The organism is Methylosinus sp. PW1 (assembly GCF_000745215.1).
GTDB lineage: Bacteria > Pseudomonadota > Alphaproteobacteria > Rhizobiales > Beijerinckiaceae > Methylosinus.
This window is the reverse complement of record NZ_JQNK01000009.1, coordinates 2,420,889-2,440,245: the sequence shown is the minus strand read 5'-3', so window position 1 is coordinate 2,440,245 and position 19,357 is coordinate 2,420,889. Positions and strand designations below refer to the sequence as shown.

Below are 19,357 nucleotides of genomic sequence, written 5' to 3'. Positions count from 1 at the left end.
ACATGCTCGACTTCATGGGACTGATGAAGCAGGCGCAGGCCATGCAATCGAAAATGGCCGAGCTGCAAGGGCAGCTCGACCAGACTCTGGTGGAAGGCGAGGCCGGCGGCGGGCTGGTGCGCGTGACGATGACCGCCAAAGGCGCGCTGCAGCGCCTCGCCATCGATCCGAGCCTGCTGAAGCCGGAAGAGAGCGACATTCTCGAGGATTTGATCGTCACCGCCCATGCGCAGGCGCGCGCCAAGGCGGAGGAGACGCTCGCTGAGAAGATGAAGGAAGTGACCGGCGGGCTGCAATTGCCGCCGGGTCTGAAGCTGCCGTTCTGATCGCTCCGAGCGAAACAAAGTGGCCGAACGCATCGCCGGACCCGAGATCGAGCGCCTCGTGCAATTGCTGGCGCGATTGCCCGGGCTCGGGCCGCGTTCGGCGCGGCGCGCCGTGCTGCATCTCATGCGCAAGCGCGAGGAATTGCTCGGCCCGCTCGGCGAGGCGATGCGCGTCGCGCATGAGCGCATTCTCACCTGCACGACCTGCGGCAATATCGACACCAGCGACCCTTGCGCGATCTGCCGCGACGGGCGGCGCGACGCGGGCATTCTGGTCATTGTCGAGACGGTGGCCGATCTCTGGGCGCTGGAGCGCGCCGGGCTGCTGGCGGCGCGCTATCATGTGCTCGGCGGCGTGCTGTCGCCCCTGGATGGCGTCGGCCCCAATGAGCTGAACATAGCGAGCTTGATGCAGCGCGTGAGCGAAGGCTCCGTGCGCGAGGCGATCATCGCCGTGAACGCCACGGTCGACGGGCAGACGACGGCGCATTATCTCGCCGATCTGCTGGCCCCGCTGGGCGTGAAGACGACGCGCCTCGCCCATGGCGTGCCGGTCGGCGGCGAGCTGGATTATCTCGACGAAGGCACGCTGGCCGCAGCGCTGGAGCGCCGCACGGCGTTTTGAGAGCCCCGAACGAAAAACCGGGTCGCCGGCGCGCCTGGGGAGGGTTTGCGCCGACGACCCGTAGTCGGGCCAAGTCGAGGATGCGTGAAAAGTCGAGGATTTAGAAAAGTCGGGGCGGCTCGAAGACGTCGGCTCAGAAAAAAGCGCGCGGCCTTCGCCGCCTTCCTTCTCCCCGCGTGCGGGGAGAAGGTGAGGATGAGGGGCTCGGGGCGCTTTTCCGTCTGTGGCTAACGCCCCGAGCCCCTCACCCCGACCCTCTCCCCGCCAGCGGAGAGAGGGGGAATGCGCCGAATGATTCAGCCGGACGTCGGATCACGGCGCCGAAGCGGATTTCGCTCCGCCCGTCGGCGCCTCGGAGACCAGCGCCACCTTGGTGTAGCCGGCGGCGTTGATCGCCCCCATGGCCTCGACGACGCGGCCGTAAGGCACGGTCTTGTCGGCGCGCACATGGATGCGGCGATCCTTGCTGTTTTCGCTGCCGTCGCTGAGCGCGGCGAGCAATCCGTCCGCCGGGACCTCGCGCTTGTCGACGAAGAAGCCTCCGCCCGCATCGACGCTGACGACGATCGGCGGCTTCTGATCGTTGAGCTGCTTGGCCTGCACCTTCGGCAGATCGACCGGAATGCCGGAGGTCATCAGCGGCGCGGCGACCATGAAGACGATGAGCAGGACGAGCATAACATCGACGAGCGGCGTGACATTGATATCGGCGATCGGCTGAGAATCGAATTCCGAATCGTGCTTACGCAACGCGAAGGCCATGACGCTCCCCCTTGCGCGACAGATGACGGGACAGCTCGACCTCGAAGACGCCGATGAAGGCGGTCACGCGCTTGCCGTAAGCGCCGATGTCGCCGCTGATGCGATTGTAGAAGACCACCGCCGGAATGGCGGCGACGAGGCCGAGCGCGGTGGCGAACAGCGCCTCGGCGATGCCGGGCGCGACCACGGCGAGGCTGGTGTTGTTGGAGGCGGCGATGCCCTGGAAGGAGTTCATAATGCCCCAAACCGTGCCGAACAGGCCGACGAAAGGCCCGACGGCGCCGATGGTGGCCAGTCCCGGCAGACGCTGCTGGAGCTGATCGAGCGCGGCGGCGCTGGCCAGCACGGAGACGCGATGCACGCGCTCCTGCAGAGCGTCGCGCTGGCCCTCGGAGGCGACGAGATCGGACGAGCGCTGATACTCCTCCACCGCGGCCTTGTAGACCTGCGCCAGAGGATCGCTGGCCGGGGCGGCGAGGAAGGCGGGCGCGACCTCCGTCACCGGAAGATCGTTCTGAACGCTCTCGATGAGCGCGGTGGCGCGGCGATGCAGCAGCGTCAGGCGGATGAGCTTCTCGGCGATCACCGCCCAGCCCCAGGCCGAGGCGAGCAGCAGCAGCACGATGACGGTCTTGACGATCGAATCCGCCTGCAGAAACAGCTCGACCGGTGAGAGGGCGTGGGCGACGGCGGCCGAAGCCGCGCCGATTGCTGGATCACTCATCTTGATTTTCGTCCTTTGTCGGCGAGAGAGAGACGTTTGCGGCGAGCGCGTCCTCGCCGCGGCTTTCGAGCGAATTAGAAAACGACGCCGCCGCTGACGGCGAAGACGCGTCCGATCGCCGGCAGCGAGCCGCAGCGCGAGCCGACGCGCGTCGCTATGGCGTCCAGCGTGGCGTTGCCGGAGGAGGAGACGATGTTGAATCCCGTCATCCCGCCGCTGGCGCTGAATGTCGCGCGATAGGCGACGCGGCCATGCTTGGGAATGGGCGAATCCGGCGCCGCGTTGCGCGCCGAGCGCTGCATGCAGGACAGGAATTGATTGGCGGCGATGGATTGCTGCGCGTTGGCGTTGGCCGTTGCGGCCTGAGACGGCGCGACGTCCTGGCGCGCGGCGGCGGCGGGACGCGGCGTCGGCGGCTTTTTCTCCACCACTTTGGGAACGGGCTTGGGCGCCGGCGGCTTCGGCGGCTCGATCGGCGCGACAGGCTCGATCGCCTCTGGCGGCGGCGGCGTGTCGTCGATCTCCTCGGGCTGCGGAATCTCTTCCGGCGGCGGCTGATCGACCGCAGGGCTCGGCACGACGACGAGCTCGAGCGGCTCTTCTGTCGTCGGCTCCGTATGCGGCAGCGAGAAATTCACCCCCGCCGTCAGGAGCAGCGCATAGGCCAGCACCGCCGCGACGCGCACCGGATAGTTCGGACGGCCGCCATCGGGCAGCAGAAGCGATTGGGTGTTACGAAATTCTCCCGTCGTGATCGTTTCCGGCGCCGCAATGAACGCCTCCGCAGCCGCAGCCGTCATGGAATGATCCCCCTCGTGCGAAACATTACCTGCTATTAAAGATTATAATTCCTATAGACGCAATGGGCTTAATTGCGACTTTTGTCGATTCGGCGAAATTCGCTCGCCGGCCCCGATCCCACAGAAACAATGTGCTACGACGGCCGAAGACGAGAGGTCGTCATTTCGGCTCCGCCAGCCCGAGACGCCGCGCTGCGCCGCGCGCCGCCACGAAAGCGCTCGAAAAGCTCGCTTGAAGCAGATAGCCGCCGGTGGGCGCGTCGAAATCCAGCATCTCGCCGGCGACGAAGACGCCGGGAAGCTTTTTCAGCATCAGATCGTCGTCGAGCGCCACGAAGCGCACGCCGCCGGCGGTGGAGATCGCCCGCTCGAGGCCCGCCGTCGCGACAATGGCGAGCGGCAGATTTTTCACGCGCTCCGCCAGCGCGTCCGACGCCTGCGGCAATGGCTCGCAGAGACGCAGCAGCGCGATCTCCAATTTCGTCAGCCGCAACGTCTTGCGCAGAAAGCTCGCCATCGATTGCTTGTCACGCGGGCGCGCGAGCCTTTGCGCGAGCGCTTCCGTCGTGCTGCTGGGCCGCAGATCGATGTGCAATGCGGCGCCCTCGCCGCGCGCGCGCGCGCGTCCGAGCGCGGAAGCGAGCGCATAGACGGGACCGCCTTCGAGCCCCGTGCGCGTGATCACAATATCGCCGAGACTGCGCGCCTCGCCATGGCGCAAAGCGATCGTCTTCAGCGGCGTCCCCTCGAAAGCCTCTGCGAAACCAGCCGGCCAATCGATGACGACGGCGCAATTGGCGGGAAGGAGCGACGCGATCTCGACGCCCTTCGCCCGCAGCGTCTCGACCCAGCCGCCATCGGCGCCGAGCCGCGGCCATGAGGCGCCGCCGAGCGCCAGAATCGTGGCGTCCGCCGCGATCTCGCGGCGCTCGCCGCTCGCATCCGCGATCAGCAAAGCGCCGCTCTCCGCAAAGCCCTCGAAACTCGCGCGCGTCTCGATGCGCACGCCATTGGCGGCGAGCCGCCCGAGCAGCGCCCGCAACAGAGGCGAGGCCTTGAAGCTCTTAGGGAAGACGCGCCCGCTCGAGCCGATGAAGGTCTCCTCTCCCAGCGCGGCGCAATAATCGCGCAGGCTCTGCGGCGGAAAGGCGCGGATGATCGGGCCGAGCCGATCTGCGGCTTCGCCATAACGGGCGATAAGCCTATCGAGCGACTCGCTATGCGTGATATTGAGGCCGCCGCGCCCGGCCATCAGAAATTTGCGGGCGACGCTCGGCTTGCGCTCATAGACGGTCACGCTCGCGCCCTGCCGCGCGAGCAGATCGGCGGCGAAGAGGCCGGCCGGCCCGCCGCCGACGATGACGCAATTCGGCGTGGGTGGGGCGAGCGGGATGGTCGGGCTCCGGCACGAAAACGAGGACAGGCGCGCTGGTTAGCACGCCGACAGCATGAGAAGGAAATCCATGCGCGAAGGCGTCGCAGAAATCGCTTTGGTCGATGAGGAAGACGATATTCTGTTCTCCTTCGAGGTTCCGCCGGAGGCGGCGGGGGCGCGGCTCGATCGTTTCCTCGCCGAGCGGCCGGAGCTCATCGCCGCGCATCTCTCCCGCACGCGGCTGAAAGCGCTGATCGAGGATGGACGGTTGACGATCGGCGCCGCCGCCGCGCGCGACGCCAGCCGCCGCCTCGCCGCGGGCGATTCCGTCACCCTCGCCGTGCCGCCGCCGGAGCCGGCCGAGCCGCAGCCCGAGAATATCCCGCTGAATGTCGTGTTCGAGGACGCGCATCTTCTGGTCGTCGACAAGCCCGCCGGGCTGGTGGTGCATCCCGCCCACGGCCATGAGACGGGGACGCTGGTCAACGCCTTGCTCGCCCATTGCGGCGCCAGCCTCTCCGGCATAGGCGGCGTCAAAAAGCCCGGCATCGTGCATCGCATCGACAAGGACACCTCCGGCCTGCTGGTCGTCGCCAAGACCGACGCGGCGCATAAGGGCTTGTCGCGCCTCTTCGAGGATCATGGCCGCAAGCTGCATCTGGTGCGCGAATATCTCGCCTTCGTCTGGGGCGCGCCGGAGCGCCGCCATGGCGTCATAGAGGCGCCCATCGGCCGCCACTCGACGCAGCGCGAGAAAATGGCCGTCGTGCCCGAGGAGCGCGGCCGCGAGGCGGTGACGCATTGGGAGCTGGTCGAGAGCTTCGGCCCCGCGTCACTCGTGGCCTGCCAGCTGGAAACCGGCCGCACGCATCAGATTCGCGTGCATATGGCCCATATCGGCCATCCGCTGATCGGCGACGCCACCTATGGCGCCGGCTTCAAGACCAAGACCGCCCTGCTCGCGCCCGCCGCCCGCGCCGCCGTGGAGACGCTCGGCCGCCAGGCGCTGCACGCGGCCTCGCTCGGATTCACCCATCCGGTGACGCGCGAGGAGCTGATGTTCGAGAGCGAATTGCCGGAAGACCTCGTGGCTTTGCAGAAGGCGCTCGCAACGAGCTGACCCGCGACGACGAGACGAGCCATGCCGATTCCGAGGGAGTATCAGCACGCCTCAGAGGAGTTCGAGCGCTTCCTGCGGCTCGTCGTCGAGCGCACGGGGCTGACGACGCGCAATCAGGCCTATACGACGGCGCAGGGCGTCCTGCTGACATTCCGCCGGCGCCTCGACATCTCCGACGCAATTCGCTTCGCCGCCGCGCTTCCTCCGGTGCTACGCGCGATATTCGTCGCCGATTGGGACATTGGGGCGCCGCCGCGTCCATTCCCGTCCCGAGCGGCGCTGACGGAGGAAGTCCGATCCTTGCGGCGCGACCATAATTTTTCGCCCGACAGCGCCATCGTCGATGTCGCCGGCGCTCTGCGCGCCTGCGTGGACGAGGCGGCTTTCGATCGCCTGCTGGCGACGCTCCCACCGGGAGCCGTCGAGTTCTGGCGCGTCGCCCCACCCGGTTCAGGCTTCGCTTGAAAACACTTTAGAGAGCGAGCTGGACTCTAATCGCTCGCTCGACGGCCTCCATATCGTCTCGCGACAGCCTCCCGAGGCGATCTCCGAACCGTTCCTTCGCTGCGGTGGTCAATTGATCCGCCATCGCTTTGCTCTGCTTGGCGCCGATGGAGACCACGGCCTCGCTCGGATAGAGCCTCCCGGTGTTGCTGGTCAGTGGCACGACCTGCAACCGGTTCAATGCGGCGTTGGCGGCGTCGTTGCTGACGATGACGGCTGGCCTGCGCTTGCGTATCTCGCCCCCTCTGGAGGAGTCGAAGTCGATCCACCAAACCTCACCGCGCAGCATTGCGCGCATCCGCGATCAGAGCCTCGCTCCAGTCCAGCGCCTCCTGCTCGCGCGTCGCATCCGCCGCCATCGCGCGATAGGCGTCGGCGAGATCGTCGTTCAGCACATGCGGTCGCGCCAAATCCTCGAGGAAGCGGCTGATCTTCCTTCGTCCAATGACGCGGACCAAGCCGTCATAAACCGCTTCGTCGAGCGTGATCGTCACCTTCTTCGGCATAGCGCAACCTCGGGTCGTTTCGACAGAGCATAGGCGGAGATTAGCATCCGCAAGAGGTAGGCGCATTCGCATTCGCGCACCGTCCGCGCCTGCGCCGCCTCTGCGCGTGACACCGCGCCGCCGTGCGCTAAGTAGCGTTGGCATTCTGCGACGCCCCCTTTGCGACGCCCCTACGCATATTACAGAAATTTAACCCGGCGGCCATTTGGCGCTTAGCGAAGAGCCATCTTTCGGCCATGCTCGGATCGGTCTATATTGAGGCGTTGCGGCCGGCGCTTGCGGTCGCGCATTACGGGCTCGCCGCATAGCGGGGGTCCGTCAGGAGGTGAAAATGGCGAACGCCCTGCCCATCGTCTCCGGTGAAAGCGGCCTCGCGCGGTACCTCGCCGAGATTCGCCGGTTCCCTATGCTGGAGCCGCAGGAAGAATATATGCTCGCAAAGCGCTGGCGCGAGCACGAGGACCCACAGGCCGCGCAGAAGCTCGTCACCTCCCACCTTCGGCTCGTCGCCAAGATCGCCATGGGCTATCGCGGCTATGGTCTTCCGATCGGCGAGATCGTGTCCGAGGGCAATGTCGGCCTGATGCAGGCCGTCAAGCGCTTCGAGCCGGACCGCGGCTTTCGGCTGGCCACCTACGCCATGTGGTGGATCCGCGCCTCGATCCAGGAATATATCCTGCGCTCCTGGTCGCTCGTGAAAATGGGCACCACGGCGAGCCAGAAGAAGCTGTTCTTCAATCTCCGCAAGGCCAAGAGCAAAATCTCGGCCTTTGAGGACGGCGATCTCACGCCCGAGCATGTCGCGACGATCGCCACCCGTCTCGGCGTCTCCAAGCAGGACGTCATCGAGATGAATCGCCGCATGGCCGGCGACGCCTCGCTGAACGCGCCGCTGCGCGAGGAAGGCGAAGGCGAGTGGCAGGACTGGCTGGTCGACGATTCCTCCACCGATCAGGAGCATGTGCTCATGCATCAGGAGGAGAGCGACAATCGGCTGGACGCGCTGCGCGGCGCGCTGACCGTGCTCAACCCGCGCGAGCGCCGCATCTTCGAGGCGCGCCGCCTCTCCGACGATCCGGTGACGCTCGAGGATTTGTCCGAGGAGTTCGGCGTCTCCCGTGAGCGCGTGCGACAGATCGAGGTCCGCGCCTTCGAGAAGGTGCAGTCCGCGGTGCGCGCCGGAATTGCGCGGCTCGAGGCGCTGCCCGCGGCCACGCTCTGACGCTGCGGCCGAGAGCGGCGTAACGCTCTCGCATCGGCTGACGAAATAGGGGCGGCGGACCCACCAGGGCCGGCCGCTCTTTCTTTTTGCCCGAGGCGCAAATGCTGATTCGTCATTCGCCCGATATCGCCCCATCTAAGATCACGCCGCGCTCGCTCTATTTGCGGCGGCGCGAATTTCTCGCTGGCCTCGGCGCAGGCCTCGCCTTCGCGGGCGCGGCCCAGGCGACGCCGCTCGCCGCCACGCGCAGCCCTTTCTCGACCGACGAGCCCAAGACGCCGAAGGTCGACGTGCTGGCCTATAATAATTTCTACGAGTTCGGCGGCCGCAAGAGCGATCCGGCCGACAACGCCCATACGCTCACCACCAAGCCTTGGAAGGTGCGGATCGACGGGCTCGTCGCCAAGCCGGCGGATTTTCTTCTCGAAGACCTCGTCAAGCCGCTCGCGCTGGAGGAGCGCGTCTATCGCATGCGCTGCGTCGAGGGCTGGTCCATGGTCATTCCCTGGATCGGCGTGCAGCTCTCCGAGATTTTGAAGCGCGCCGAGCCTCTGGGCTCCGCCAAATATGTCGCCTTCGAGACTCTGGTGCGGCCGGAGGAGATGCCCGGCCAAAAGGGCCTGCTGCAGCTTCTGCCCTGGCCCTATGTCGAAGGGCTGCGGCTCGACGAGGCGCTTCATCCGCTCACAATTCTCGCCACCGGGCTCTATGGCGAGACGCTGCCCAATCAGAATGGCGCGCCGCTGCGGCTCGTGGTTCCGTGGAAATATGGATTCAAGGGCATCAAATCCATCGTGCGCATCTCGCTGGTGGAGTCGCAGCCCAAAACGTCCTGGAACATTCAAAATCCGCGCGAATACGGCTTCTATTCCAACGTCAATCCGAAGGTCGACCATCCGCGCTGGAGCCAGGCGACGGAGCGGCGCATCGGCGAGGGAGGCCTCTTCGCCAAAAGGCGGCCGACACTGATGTATAATGGCTATGGCGATCAGGTCGCCTCGCTCTATGGCGGCATGGACCTCGAGCGGTATTTCTGATGCGCGCCGCTCTCCGCATTCCGAAGCTCGCCGTCTATGTCGTGGGCCTCATTCCGGCGGCCTGGACCTTTTATCTCGGCCTCGAGGACCGGCTGGGGCCGGAGCCGATCAAGACGCTGGAGCAGGCGCTCGGGCTGTGGTCGCTGCGCTTTCTGCTGCTGTGCCTGCTGATCTCGCCGCTGCGCCGCGCGGCGGGCGTCGATCTCTTGCGCTATCGCCGCGCGCTGGGGCTGCTCGCCTTCTATTATGCGGCGCTGCATCTTTCCGCCTATGTCGCGCTGGATCACGGCTTCGACTGGACCGCTATCGGCCGCGATATTGTGAAACGGCCTTATGTGACGATCGGCATGGCGGCTTTCGTCATCCTCGTCCCTCTGGCCGCGACCTCCAATAACGCCGCGATCCGCCGGCTCGGCGGCAAGGCCTGGGCGCGGCTGCATCGTCTCGCCTATGTCGCCGCAATATTGGCGGCGGCGCATTTTCTGCTGATCGTGAAATCCTGGCCGGCGGAGCCTCTGCTCTACGCGGCCGCGACCGCCGCTCTGCTGGCCGTGCGGGCGTTTCCCGCCGTGCTGCGCCGCGCGAGAACGGCTTTGGCGGCCTGATCGAGAGGTAGCGCCTCGTGGCTCTGGATTGCTTCGCCTCCGGCTCGCAATGTCGGGAGGCCGTCATTGCGAGGAGCGCAGCGACGAAGCAATCGAGAGCCTGGGTGAAACGTCAGCGCGTCGGGACCGGCGTGCCGCTGCGGTAATCGTAGAAGCCGCGCTGCGTCTTGCGGCCGAGCCAGCCGGCCTCGACATATTTCACCAGCAGCGGACAGGGCCGATATTTGGAGTCGGCCAGCCCCTCATGCAGCACCTGCATCACCGAGAGGCAGACGTCGAGGCCGATGAAATCGGCGAGCTGCAGCGGACCCATCGGATGATTGGCGCCGAGCTTCATCGCCGTGTCGATCGCCTCCACCGAGCCGACGCCCTCATAGAGTGTGTAGATCGCCTCGTTTATCATCGGCAGCAGGATGCGATTGACGATGAAGGCCGGAAAATCCTCCGACACCGTCACCGTCTTGCCGAGCTCGCCGATGAACTGCTTGGCCGCCTCGAAGGTCTTGTCCTCGGTGGCGATGCCGCGAATCACCTCGACGAGCTGCATCTTCGGCACCGGATTCATGAAATGAATGCCGATGAACTGCTCCGGCCGTCCCGTCACCGCGGCGAGACGGGTGATGGAGATAGAGGAAGTGTTGGTGCCGATGAAGGCGCCCGGCCGCAGCTTGGGGCCGAGGTCCGAGAGGATGCCGCGCTTGACCTCCTCATTCTCGGTGGCGGCCTCGATCACGAGGTCGCTGTCCGAGAAAGCGGCGTAATCCTTGGCCGGATGGATGCGGGCGACGGCGGCCTTGCGGGCCTCCTCGTCGATCTGGCCGCGCTCCACCGCCTTGGCGAGATACGTCGCTATGTCGTCCAGCCCGGCGGCGATGCGGCTCTCCGAGAGGTCGTTGAGCGCCACGTCGAAACCCGCGACCGCGCAGACCTGAGCAATGCCCTTGCCCATCTGCCCGGCGCCGACAATGCCGATCTTGCGAATTTCAGAGCCCATCTTTCGAACACCACCAGCGAGAAGCGGAGCGCTTCCAAGTCAGTATAGCGCGCGTTCGGCCTTTGTGAAAACCGGCGTTTGCACCGCAGCGAAACAGGCCGCTTCATCACCCTGACCTGGGAGGGCGTCAATCCCGGCGGGCCGCCGGCCCGACCGGGAATCGAGAGCGGCGCCAGATATTTGCGACGTCGCCCCCACCGGCTTCCGCCGCTCGCTGCGCGCGCGAGCGGGAAAAGAGCCTCAAACCCCTCAGCGGCCGGCCTTGGCCAGCTCGGCGTCGAGCTCCTTCAAGGTCGGGAAGAGATCCGCCACGAGGCCGTAGTCGGCCACCTGGAAGATCGGCGCCTCCTCGTCCTTGTTGATCGCCACAATGACCTTGGAGTCCTTCATGCCGGCGAGATGCTGGATCGCGCCGGAAATGCCGCAGGCGACATAGAGGTCCGGCGCCACCACCTTGCCGGTCTGGCCGACCTGCAGATCATTGGGGGCGTAGCCGGCGTCGACGGCCGCGCGCGAGGCGCCGATCGCCGCGCCGAGGCGGGTCGCCACGGGCTCGATATATTCCTTGAAATTCTCCGAGCTCGCCAGGCCGCGGCCGCCCGAGACGATGATCTTGGCCGCCGTCAGCTCCGGCCGCTCGGACTTGGCCAGCGCCTCGCTCTTGAAGCTCGACACCGCCGGATCGGAGCCTGCGCCGATCGCCTCGATCGAAGCGGAGCCGCCCTCGCCCGTCGCCGTGAAGGAGGCGGTGCGCACGGTGATGACCTTTTTGGCGTCCTTGGAGCGCACGGTCTGAATGGCGTTGCCGGCGTAGATCGGCCGCTCGAACGTGTCGGCGGAGACGACTTTGATGATGTCCGACAGCTGCGCCACGTCGAGCAGAGCGGCGACGCGCGGCAGCACATTCTTCGAGCTGGAGGTCGAAGGCGCGAGAATGGCGTCATAACCGCCGGCGAGGCCGACGATCAGCGCCGCCAGCGGCTCGGCCAGGTGATGGCCATAGGCCGCGCTGTCGGCGACGAGCACTTTCTCGACGCCCGAGAGCTTGGCCGCGGCCTCGGCCGCCGGGCCGACATTCTCGCCCGCGACGAGAATATGAACGCCGCCGCCGATCTGCAGCGCCGCCGTCAGCGCCTTGGCGGTGGAGGGGGCGAGCGCGGACTCTGTGACTTCCGCGACGATGAGCGCCGTCATTTACAGAACTCCCGCAGTCTTGAGCTTTTCCAGCAATTCGGGGACGGAGCCGACCTTTATGCCGGCCTTGCGCGCCGGCGGCTCGGCCGTCTTGAGCACCTCGAGGCGCGGCGTGATATCGACGCCGTAATCGGCCGGGGTCTTGGCCGCGACCTCTTTCTTCTTCGCCTTGATGATGTTGGGCAGGCTGGCGTAGCGCGGCTCGTTGAGGCGCAGATCCGTCGTCACCACGGCCGGCAGCTTCAGCGTCACCGTTTGCAGGCCGCCGTCGACCTCGCGCGTCACATCCACGGAGCCCTCAGTGATCTCCACCTTGGAGGCGAAGGTGCCCTGGCCCCAGCCGAGCAGAGCGGCGAGCATCTGGCCGGTCTGATTGCTGTCGTCGTCGATCGCCTGCTTGCCGAGAATGACGAGGCCGGGAGCCTCCTCGGCGACGATCTTGGCGAGAATCTTGGCGACCGCCAGCGGCTCCACCAGCTCGTCGGTCTTGACGTGAATGCCGCGGTCGGCGCCGATGGCCAATCCGGCGCGCAGAGTCTCGTCCGCCTTGGCCGGGCCGATGGTGACGAGCACGACTTCCGTCGCCTTGCCGGCCTCCTTCAGGCGAATGGCCTCCTCGACGGCGATCTCGTCGAAAGGATTCATCGAAAATTTCACATTGGCGACGTCGACGCCCGAACCGTCCGGCTTGACCCTGATCTTCACATTGTAGTCGACGACCCGTTTGACGGGCACGAGAACCTTCATCGCGCAACTCCCGGCGAGATTGACCTTCGTCTCGATTGTTTCGAAAAAATCGCGCTCTGTGGCCGAAAGGCCCCGATCGGCTTTTTCGAGCGCCGCGTCGAGAACGAATTAGCGCCGCGCGGCGCGGGGCGCGCGCGGAAAGCTCGGAAGACGTTCTGGTAGCCTCGGCTCGCCGCCCTGTCAAACCCGCACCGGCCGAAACCTCCGGCGCTGCATGCGATCGGCCGGCGCGAAGCCCGGCCGCAGAGGCGGCAATCGGAAAATCGCCGCTCAAATCCACAGCCAAGGGGCGGCGACGCGCGCCAAGGCGCGCAGGCGGCGCTTGGCGCGAACGGGCGCGGAATTGTAGTCGGAATCGTCCCGCGCGGCGTGGCCGGAGGCCGGGCATTCGATCGGCCAGCGCAGCGTCAGGCAGTCCTCTCCTCGCCGGCCGCGAAGCGGCGCGATCACGCGCGCGACGAATTCTTCTAGCACGAGGGGCGGCGAGATCATCTCGTCGCGCCGCTCGAAGAAATGCTCGAGGTAGAAATCCTTCGCGAAGAGCATCAGTTCCGTGCGCGCCCGCAAAGGCGCCCCGCCTTCCTTGGAATAGGCGCGGCGGAAATCGGCGGCGAAGCGGCGATCCTCCGGCAGATGGTCCATCAGCGCGGAGAGCCGCTCGAAGGTCAGCCTGCCGGTCACTTTGAAGAAGCGCTCGCTCTGCGCGAGCAAGCGGCTATGCCGGCAGGCGTGATCGGCGACGCCGAGCTCCGAATAGCCGTAATGGAGGCCCTCCGGCCGGCGATTGCCATCGAAGCCGATGACCTCGAGCGGCCGCCCGGTCTCGCGGCGAATCGCGTCCGCGTCCAGAAAAGCGAGATCCGCGCCGGAATTCTCGCACAGCACGACGCCCGAAATGCGCGCGTCCGGCAGCCGCATGAAAAACCGCAACGCGTTCCGGTAGTCGCTTTTTCTCACCTCGAGGTCGCGCCGCGCGATCTCGGCGGCGTAATCGCCCGGATCGACGGTCGCGGTCAGCAAGAGGACGGTCGGCCGGGTCATCATCTCCGATCGTCTCAGCCCCAGGGGCCGTGGAATGGGCGTGGGCCGAACCATTGCACGTCGCGCCGCTTGAACAGCGGCGTCAGAATGAGCCCGGCCAATATGCCGCCGATATGCGCCCACCAGCCGACATGGCCCTGATCGTCGGTGAAGGCGTTGAACAGCTGAAAGAGAATCCATGTGCCGACGAAGAGCGAGGCGGGCGCATGGATGGGGATGATGCCGGCGACGAGGCCGAAGATGGTGGAGCGCGGAAAGAGCAGAATAAACGCCGCGCAGACGCCCGAGATAGCCCCGGAGGCGCCGACGAGCGGCATGAGGGTGAGCGGCGCGCCCACAGCGAACAGCATGGCGGCCGAGACGCCGCAGAGCAGATAGAAGACGAGATAGCCGGCGGACCCCATGGCGTCCTCGACATTATCGCCGAAGACATAGAGAAAGATCATGTTTCCCGCGAGATGGCCGAGCCCGGAATGGAAGAAGAGGCTGGTCAGCAGCGTCCATTCGGGGCCGGGCGTGACGATCCAGGGGGCGAGCTCGGCGCGGCCGAACAGCACCGCCGGTATGAGGCCGAAGCCGCGCACCACAGTGAGCGGGTCGCCGAAAGATTCACTGAACACGGCGACGAAGACGAAGATGTTGATCGCCATCAGCGTCCAATTGACGTAAGGCCGCCGCACATAATGCAGCGGCGCGTCGTCATGTAGCGGCAGCACCATCTCGTCGCTTCTCCCCCGGCTGCGCCGCCTTCTCGTCCCAGGCGATGCGCGCCCGGCCTCGCGCCAATTTATAGCGCGGCCCGAGCTCTGGCCAATATGGGGCCGACGCGGGAGAGTGCGAGGCCGCGCAGCCCGGCTATGTCGAGGGCCAGCACGGCGCCGCAATAGACGAAGCCGCCGACCCCGACCTGCAACAGCAGGGTGAGAATGCCGGGCTCGAGGCCGGCGAGCGGATGCAGCGCCGCAATCATCGCCCCCGTCGCCGCCAGCGCGCCCAGCATGTCGCGCATGCGCGGCCATTGCGGCGAGGTGCGCGCCGCGAACAGCACCAGCGCCGCCAGCGCCGCCACATAGGCGAGGCATTGGGCGAGCGCGAGGCTGGAGGCGTCCGCGCCGCGCGGGATGACAAAGGCGAAGCAGAGGCCCGCGACCACCGCGACCGAGGCCGCGCCAATGAGCGGCGCCGTCTTCTTCTCGATCTGGAATACCGGATTGATCGCGAATTGAATCAGCCCCATGGCGAAGAGGCCGGGCAGCAGAAGATCGAGATAATGGCCGAACGGCCCACGAAATTGCGGCGGCACGATCAGCGCCTCGATCGAGGGCATTGTGAGCCATATGCCGGCGCAGGCGGGCAGCAGAAAGGCTGCGACGATCGTCATATTGCGGGCGATCTGCTCCTTGCCCTTCTCCGCCCCGTGCCGCTCATGGGCGGCGACGGCGATCTGGAACAGCAGCACGTCCAGCGCCGAGCCCAGCGCGTAAATGGCGCGTATGCCGAGATCATAGGCGAGCGAGAATTGTCCCGTCTCGGCGAAGCCGTAATAGGCGGTGACGAGCGCCCGCGCCGCCAGCGGCACGGATTGGTAGAGCATGTTCGCCGCGACGATGGGCGCGCTATAGGCGACGAGCGTGCGCGCCGTCGCCATGCGCGCGCCGCGCGGCGAGGCGCCGGGGTCCTTCAGCGAGACGCGCGCGGTGAAGACGGCGCCGAGCAGGCTGGCGAGGCTGCCGGCGATGGCCATTCCGGCCGAATGAAAGAGGAAGGCGCCGCCGCCGGTGAGAGCGAGCGCCAGAATATTCTTGGCGAGAACGACGCGGCTATAGCTCTTGTCCTCGAAGCGCGCGCGCAGCAGCGCCGTGGAATAGTCGAACAGCCCATTGATCGCCGCCGTCGCCAGAGCGAGCGCGATGAGCGTATCGCCGAGCGCGAAGGGCGGCGCGACGAGCAGAAACAGCCCGCCGACGACAATGACCGCCGCCGTGGTCGCGAGATAGGCGAAATCGAGCGTCGAGCGAATGGCGGGCTCCGCCTCGCGCACGCGCGTCGAATAAAAGCGCGTCGCCGAGAGGCGCATCCAATCGAAAGCGCCGGTCTGAATGACGACGCCGATCGCGAAAGCCAGCGCGAAACGGCCATATTCCTCCGGCCCGAGGAATTTCGCCACCAGCAGGCCGATGAGGAAATTGGCGATGGTGTTGGCGAGGAAGGCGGCGAGAACCTTCAATTGACCCTATCTCCCGAAGGCTCGCGTCTCCTTCTCCCGCCTGCGGGAGAAGGTGGCCCGGCGAAGCCGGGTCGGATGAGGGTCCCCGAGGCTTCCTGGAATCTTGCAAATCGCGGGCGGCGGCGCGGACCCTCATCCGTCGCGCATTCGCGCGACACCTTCTCCCACGCGTGGGAGAAGGAGCGAACACGAAGATCGAGGCTAGCGGCCAGGGACGAAGAAACCCTTACGCCGGCCATTTGCCCGCCGCCGTCAGCTCCCGCAGCGCCTGCGCGTCGCGGGGGGTGACGCCGGGATAATCGGCCTGCGCCGTCGCGGCGTCGAAATATTTCCAGGAGCGGGCGCATTTGACGCCCGAAGCCCGCCGCGGAACCACGGCGACGCCGGCGACCTCGGGCAGGCGGAAGGCCTCGGCCGGCCCCTCGCCCGCGTCGATCGCTATATCCGACACGATGCAGATTTCGGCAAAGTCCACGCCCGTGAGCGCCGCGCGCAGATCGGCGTCCGCCACATGGACGAGCGGCGCCGCCTCCAGCGAGGAGCCGATGCGCTTTTGCGCGCGCTCTATCTCCAGCGCGCCCGTCACCACGGAGCGGATGGCGCGCAGCTTCTCCCATTTTTCCGCCAGCGCCTCGTCGCGCCAGGACGCGGGCAGATCGGCGAAAGTCTCGAGATGCACGGACGCCGCATCGGGATAGCGCGACAGCCAAGCCTCCTCCGCCGTGAAGGCGAGGATGGGCGCGAGCCATGTCGTCACCACGCGGAACACCTCCTCCACCACGGTCAGCGCCGCCTTGCGCTTTGCGCTCGACGGCGGATCGCAATAGAGCGCGTCCTTGCGAATGTCGAAATAAAAGGCCGAGAGATCGCTGGTGAGGAAGGGCGTCAGCAGCGCGACGACCTTTTTGTAATCGAACTCCGCATAGGCCGCAGCGACCTCCTCGCCGAGCTCCGACAGACGATGCAGCACCAGCTGCTCGAGCTCCGGCAGATCGGCATGGGCAACCTTCTCGTCGGCGCGATAATGCGCGAGCGTGCCGAGCATCCAGCGGATGGTGTTGCGCAGCTTGCGGTAATTATCGGTGACGCTTTTGAGGATTTCCGGCCCGATGCGCTGATCGTCGCTGTAATCGACGCTCGCCACCCACAGGCGCAGAATATCGGCGCCTGCGTCGGCGATGACCTTTTGCGGCGCGACCACATTGCCTTTCGACTTCGACATTTTATGGCCGTGCTCGTCGAGCGTGAAGCCATGCGTCAGCACGATGTCATAAGGCGCGCGGCCGCGCGTGCCGCAGGATTCCAGCAGCGAGGAATGGAACCAGCCGCGATGCTGATCCGAGCCCTCGAGATAGAGCACCTCATCGGCGCCGCCGTCGCGCTTGCGTTTGATCCCCGCGAGGCCGGGGAAATGAACCGGGTCTTCCAGCGTGAAGGAATGCGTCGAGCCCGAGTCGAACCACACGTCGAGAACATCGTCGATCTTCTCGTAATCTTCGGGGTCGTAGTCGGGCGCAAGGAAGCGCTTCGCCGCGCCCTCCTCGTACCAGGCGTCGGCGCCCTCCTTCTCGAAGGCGTCCACGATGCGGGCGTTCACGCGCGCATCGACGAGAATGTCGTGGCCGCCCTTCTTCACGAAGACCGCGATCGGCACGCCCCAGGCGCGCTGACGCGAGACCACCCAATCGGGACGGTTGGCGATCATGCCGCGAATGCGATTCTCGCCCGCAGCGGGAACCCATTGCGTTCGGGAGATTTCGTCGAGCGCGATGTCGCGCAATGTGGGCGCGTTGCCGCCAACCACCTCATCCTGAGGAGCCGGCGCAGCCGGCGTCTCGAAGGATGGGCCGCGGGGCGAGCCCTCGTCCTTCGAGACGGCGCTTCGCGCCTCCTCAGGATGAGGGCTCGACTGCGCGAATTTCTTGTCGAGCGCGATGAACCATTGCGGCGTGTTGCGGAAGATGACCGGCTTCTTCGACCGCCACGAATGCGGATATTGATGCTTCAGCCGCCCGCGCGCGACGAGATTTCCCGCCGCGATCAGCGCCTGAATCACCGCCTCATTGGCGTCGCCCTTGTCGCCCTTTTCGGTGAGCACGCGCTTGCCCGGAAAGCCCGGCGCTTCATCGGTGTAGAAGCCGTCGGCGTCGACCGTATAGGGGATGCGCGTGTCGATGCCGCGCTTTGTCAGCTGTTGGCCGTTCGCAAGCCAAATGTTGAAGTCGTCGGCGCCATGGCCCGGCGCAGTATGGACGAAGCCCGTTCCGGTGTCGTCGGTGACGTGGTCGCCATCGAGGAGGGGGACAGGAAAGTCATAGCCCAAATGCGCCAAAGGATGCGCGCAAACTAAGCCTTCAAATCCTGTGATGTTTTCGAGAAGCGTCCATTCCGCGATTTTTGCCGCACGGCGAACTTCATCAAGAAGTGATCCCGCTATGACGAAGCGCTGCCCCACTTTGCATCTTGAGCCTTCTTCGATCTCTTTGACCTCAACCTGGGTATAATGGATCTTGTTGGAGAAACTCACTGCCCGGTTTCCGGGAAGCGTCCAAGGAGTCGTCGTCCAGATTACAATCGAGGTGTTCTGCAACTTGTCGCCTAGCGGCAATTTTTGGCCGGCCGACTCCCGATATTTAAGCGGAAACGCCACGAACACCGTGTCGCTGACATGATCCTCGTACTCCACCTCCGCCTCCGCGAGCGCGGTCTTCTCGACCACGCTCCACATCACCGGCTTGGAGCCGCGATAGAGCAATCCATTCTCGGCGAATTTCATCAGCTCGCGGGCGATATGCGCCTCGGCGGGAAAATTCATCGTGGCGTAGGGATTGGCCCAATCGCCCGTCACGCCTAGGCGCTCGAACTCCTCGCGCTGCACGGAGAGCCAATGCGCGGCATAGGCGCGGCACTCCTGGCGGAAGGCGACGATCGCTTTGGGATCGGCGAAATCGGGCTTCTTCTTGCCCTTGGAGCGGTAGTTCTCCTCCTCGATCTTCCATTCGATCGGCAGGCCGTGGCAGTCCCAGCCGGGGACGTAATTGCTGTCCTTGCCGGCCATCTGGCGGCTGCGGGTGACGAGATCCTTGAGGATCTTGTTCAGCGCATGGCCGATATGGATATTGCCATTGGCGTAGGGCGGGCCGTCATGCAGCACGAATTTCGGCCGGCCCTTGGCGCTCTCGCGCAGCTTGGCGTAGAGGCCGATCTTCTCCCAGCGCGCGAGGATTTCCGGCTCGCGCTGCGGCAGGCCGGCGCGCATGGGGAAATCCGTCTGCGGCAGATAGAGGCTCTTGGAGAAATCGGGGCCTTTGTCCTGCTGGGACTTGTCGTCTTGGGACTTGTCTCTGGTCTTCTCGTTCATCTTATCGGAAACCGCTGCGCTCGCGGGCTGCGCCCCGAGCCGGGGCGGCGCGCGAAAGGGAAGGGAAAACAAGCGGAAGGGCGCCTTGATCGGCGCGAGAACCCGGTCGCCGCGCGAGCTTGGATCACGCTCGAGCGCGGGCCGGGCCAATAATTCGTATGCTGCGGCGCAGGACCATGGCGGTTTT

Annotated in this window: 20 protein-coding genes; 7 read left to right on the top strand and 13 right to left on the bottom strand. The window is 65.9% G+C overall.

Going from position 1 to position 19,357, the window contains the following annotated elements; genetic code table 11:
- Window positions 1–2: 2 nt before the first annotated feature.
- Together K369_RS21175 and recR are read left to right on the top strand one after the other, a co-directional pair.
- Window positions 3–326: a YbaB/EbfC family nucleoid-associated protein gene (locus K369_RS21175; protein ID WP_018267059.1), complete on the top strand. Its 324-nt coding sequence runs from the start codon at window positions 3–5 to the stop codon at window positions 324–326.
- Between the two features lie 19 nt (window positions 327–345).
- Window positions 346–951, top strand: a complete 606-nt coding sequence (recR, locus tag K369_RS21170) for a recombination mediator RecR (protein WP_018267060.1) — start codon at window positions 346–348, stop codon at window positions 949–951.
- A 312-nt stretch (window positions 952–1,263) separates the two neighbouring features.
- Here the strand turns inward: recR and K369_RS21165 are convergent, their stop codons facing one another.
- The 4 genes from K369_RS21165 to K369_RS21150 all read right to left on the bottom strand — a co-directional run bounded on the left by K369_RS21165 (window position 1,264) and on the right by K369_RS21150 (window position 4,630).
- Window positions 1,264–1,713, bottom strand: a complete 450-nt coding sequence (locus K369_RS21165) for a biopolymer transporter ExbD (protein ID WP_036293967.1) — start codon at window positions 1,711–1,713, stop codon at window positions 1,264–1,266.
- Window positions 1,694–2,437: a MotA/TolQ/ExbB proton channel family protein gene (locus tag K369_RS21160; RefSeq protein WP_036293965.1), complete on the bottom strand. Its 744-nt coding sequence runs from the start codon at window positions 2,435–2,437 to the stop codon at window positions 1,694–1,696. Before K369_RS21160 ends, K369_RS21165 begins: the two co-directional genes overlap by 20 nt.
- A gap of 74 nt (window positions 2,438–2,511) precedes the next feature.
- The gene (locus K369_RS21155) at window positions 2,512–3,237 is read right to left on the bottom strand and encodes an energy transducer TonB (RefSeq protein WP_051949451.1); all 726 of its coding nucleotides are present in this window, start codon (window positions 3,235–3,237) and stop codon (window positions 2,512–2,514) included.
- Between the two features lie 160 nt (window positions 3,238–3,397).
- A complete protein-coding gene (locus K369_RS21150; RefSeq protein WP_036293962.1) occupies window positions 3,398–4,630 on the bottom strand; it encodes a TIGR03862 family flavoprotein in 1,233 nt (410 codons plus the stop codon).
- A gap of 70 nt (window positions 4,631–4,700) precedes the next feature.
- On the opposite strand from K369_RS21150, the gene K369_RS21145 reads away from it, so the two are divergent.
- Both K369_RS21145 and K369_RS21140 read left to right on the top strand, forming a co-directional pair.
- Window positions 4,701–5,732, top strand: a complete 1,032-nt coding sequence (locus K369_RS21145) for an RluA family pseudouridine synthase (protein WP_051949450.1) — start codon at window positions 4,701–4,703, stop codon at window positions 5,730–5,732.
- Window positions 5,733–5,753: 21 nt separating this feature from the next.
- Entirely contained in the window at window positions 5,754–6,197 is a 444-nt protein-coding gene (locus K369_RS21140; RefSeq protein WP_036293960.1) for a DUF2267 domain-containing protein, read from the top strand.
- 7 nt (window positions 6,198–6,204) lie between these two features.
- Here K369_RS21140 and K369_RS21135 read toward each other — a convergent pair whose 3' ends face one another.
- The gene (locus K369_RS21135; RefSeq protein ID WP_036293957.1) at window positions 6,205–6,525 is read right to left on the bottom strand and encodes a type II toxin-antitoxin system PemK/MazF family toxin; all 321 of its coding nucleotides are present in this window, start codon (window positions 6,523–6,525) and stop codon (window positions 6,205–6,207) included.
- Window positions 6,512–6,742, bottom strand: coding sequence for a hypothetical protein (locus tag K369_RS21130; RefSeq protein ID WP_036293955.1), 231 nt, complete (start codon window positions 6,740–6,742; stop codon window positions 6,512–6,514). Before K369_RS21130 ends, K369_RS21135 begins: the two co-directional genes overlap by 14 nt.
- Window positions 6,743–7,073: 331 nt before the next feature.
- Here K369_RS21130 and rpoH point away from each other — a divergent pair, with 331 nt between their 5' ends.
- The 3 genes from rpoH to msrQ all read left to right on the top strand — a co-directional run bounded on the left by rpoH (window position 7,074) and on the right by msrQ (window position 9,606).
- On the top strand, window positions 7,074–7,964 hold the full coding sequence (rpoH, locus tag K369_RS21125) for an RNA polymerase sigma factor RpoH (RefSeq protein WP_036293953.1): 891 nt from the start codon (window positions 7,074–7,076) through the stop codon (window positions 7,962–7,964).
- A gap of 101 nt (window positions 7,965–8,065) precedes the next feature.
- The gene (msrP, locus tag K369_RS21120) at window positions 8,066–9,001 is read left to right on the top strand and encodes a protein-methionine-sulfoxide reductase catalytic subunit MsrP (RefSeq protein WP_036293951.1); all 936 of its coding nucleotides are present in this window, start codon (window positions 8,066–8,068) and stop codon (window positions 8,999–9,001) included.
- Window positions 9,001–9,606, top strand: coding sequence for a protein-methionine-sulfoxide reductase heme-binding subunit MsrQ (msrQ, locus tag K369_RS21115; RefSeq protein ID WP_036293949.1), 606 nt, complete (start codon window positions 9,001–9,003; stop codon window positions 9,604–9,606). The genes msrP and msrQ overlap by 1 nt, the downstream gene beginning before the upstream one ends.
- A gap of 112 nt (window positions 9,607–9,718) precedes the next feature.
- On the opposite strand, the gene K369_RS21110 is transcribed toward msrQ, so the two are convergent.
- From K369_RS21110 to ileS, 7 genes are all read right to left on the bottom strand, one after another.
- Window positions 9,719–10,600, bottom strand: a complete 882-nt coding sequence (locus K369_RS21110; RefSeq protein ID WP_036293947.1) for a 3-hydroxybutyryl-CoA dehydrogenase — start codon at window positions 10,598–10,600, stop codon at window positions 9,719–9,721.
- 249 nt (window positions 10,601–10,849) lie between these two features.
- Window positions 10,850–11,794, bottom strand: a complete 945-nt coding sequence (locus K369_RS21105; protein ID WP_036293945.1) for an electron transfer flavoprotein subunit alpha/FixB family protein — start codon at window positions 11,792–11,794, stop codon at window positions 10,850–10,852.
- Window positions 11,795–12,541 carry an electron transfer flavoprotein subunit beta/FixA family protein gene (locus tag K369_RS21100; RefSeq protein WP_036293943.1) on the bottom strand — a complete coding sequence of 249 codons (747 nt, stop codon included), beginning with the start codon at window positions 12,539–12,541 and terminating at the stop codon, window positions 11,795–11,797.
- A gap of 270 nt (window positions 12,542–12,811) precedes the next feature.
- Window positions 12,812–13,582: a hypothetical protein gene (locus K369_RS26710; protein WP_210165058.1), complete on the bottom strand. Its 771-nt coding sequence runs from the start codon at window positions 13,580–13,582 to the stop codon at window positions 12,812–12,814.
- 14 nt (window positions 13,583–13,596) lie between these two features.
- On the bottom strand, window positions 13,597–14,301 hold the full coding sequence (locus K369_RS21090) for a rhomboid family intramembrane serine protease (RefSeq protein ID WP_036293939.1): 705 nt from the start codon (window positions 14,299–14,301) through the stop codon (window positions 13,597–13,599).
- Window positions 14,302–14,369: 68 nt separating this feature from the next.
- Window positions 14,370–15,809 carry a lipopolysaccharide biosynthesis protein gene (locus K369_RS21085; protein ID WP_036293937.1) on the bottom strand — a complete coding sequence of 480 codons (1,440 nt, stop codon included), beginning with the start codon at window positions 15,807–15,809 and terminating at the stop codon, window positions 14,370–14,372.
- 226 nt (window positions 15,810–16,035) lie between these two features.
- Complete coding sequence (ileS, locus tag K369_RS21080; protein ID WP_036296130.1) at window positions 16,036–19,170, bottom strand: isoleucine--tRNA ligase; 3,135 nt, start codon at window positions 19,168–19,170, stop codon at window positions 16,036–16,038.
- Window positions 19,171–19,357: the final 187 nt, after the last annotated feature.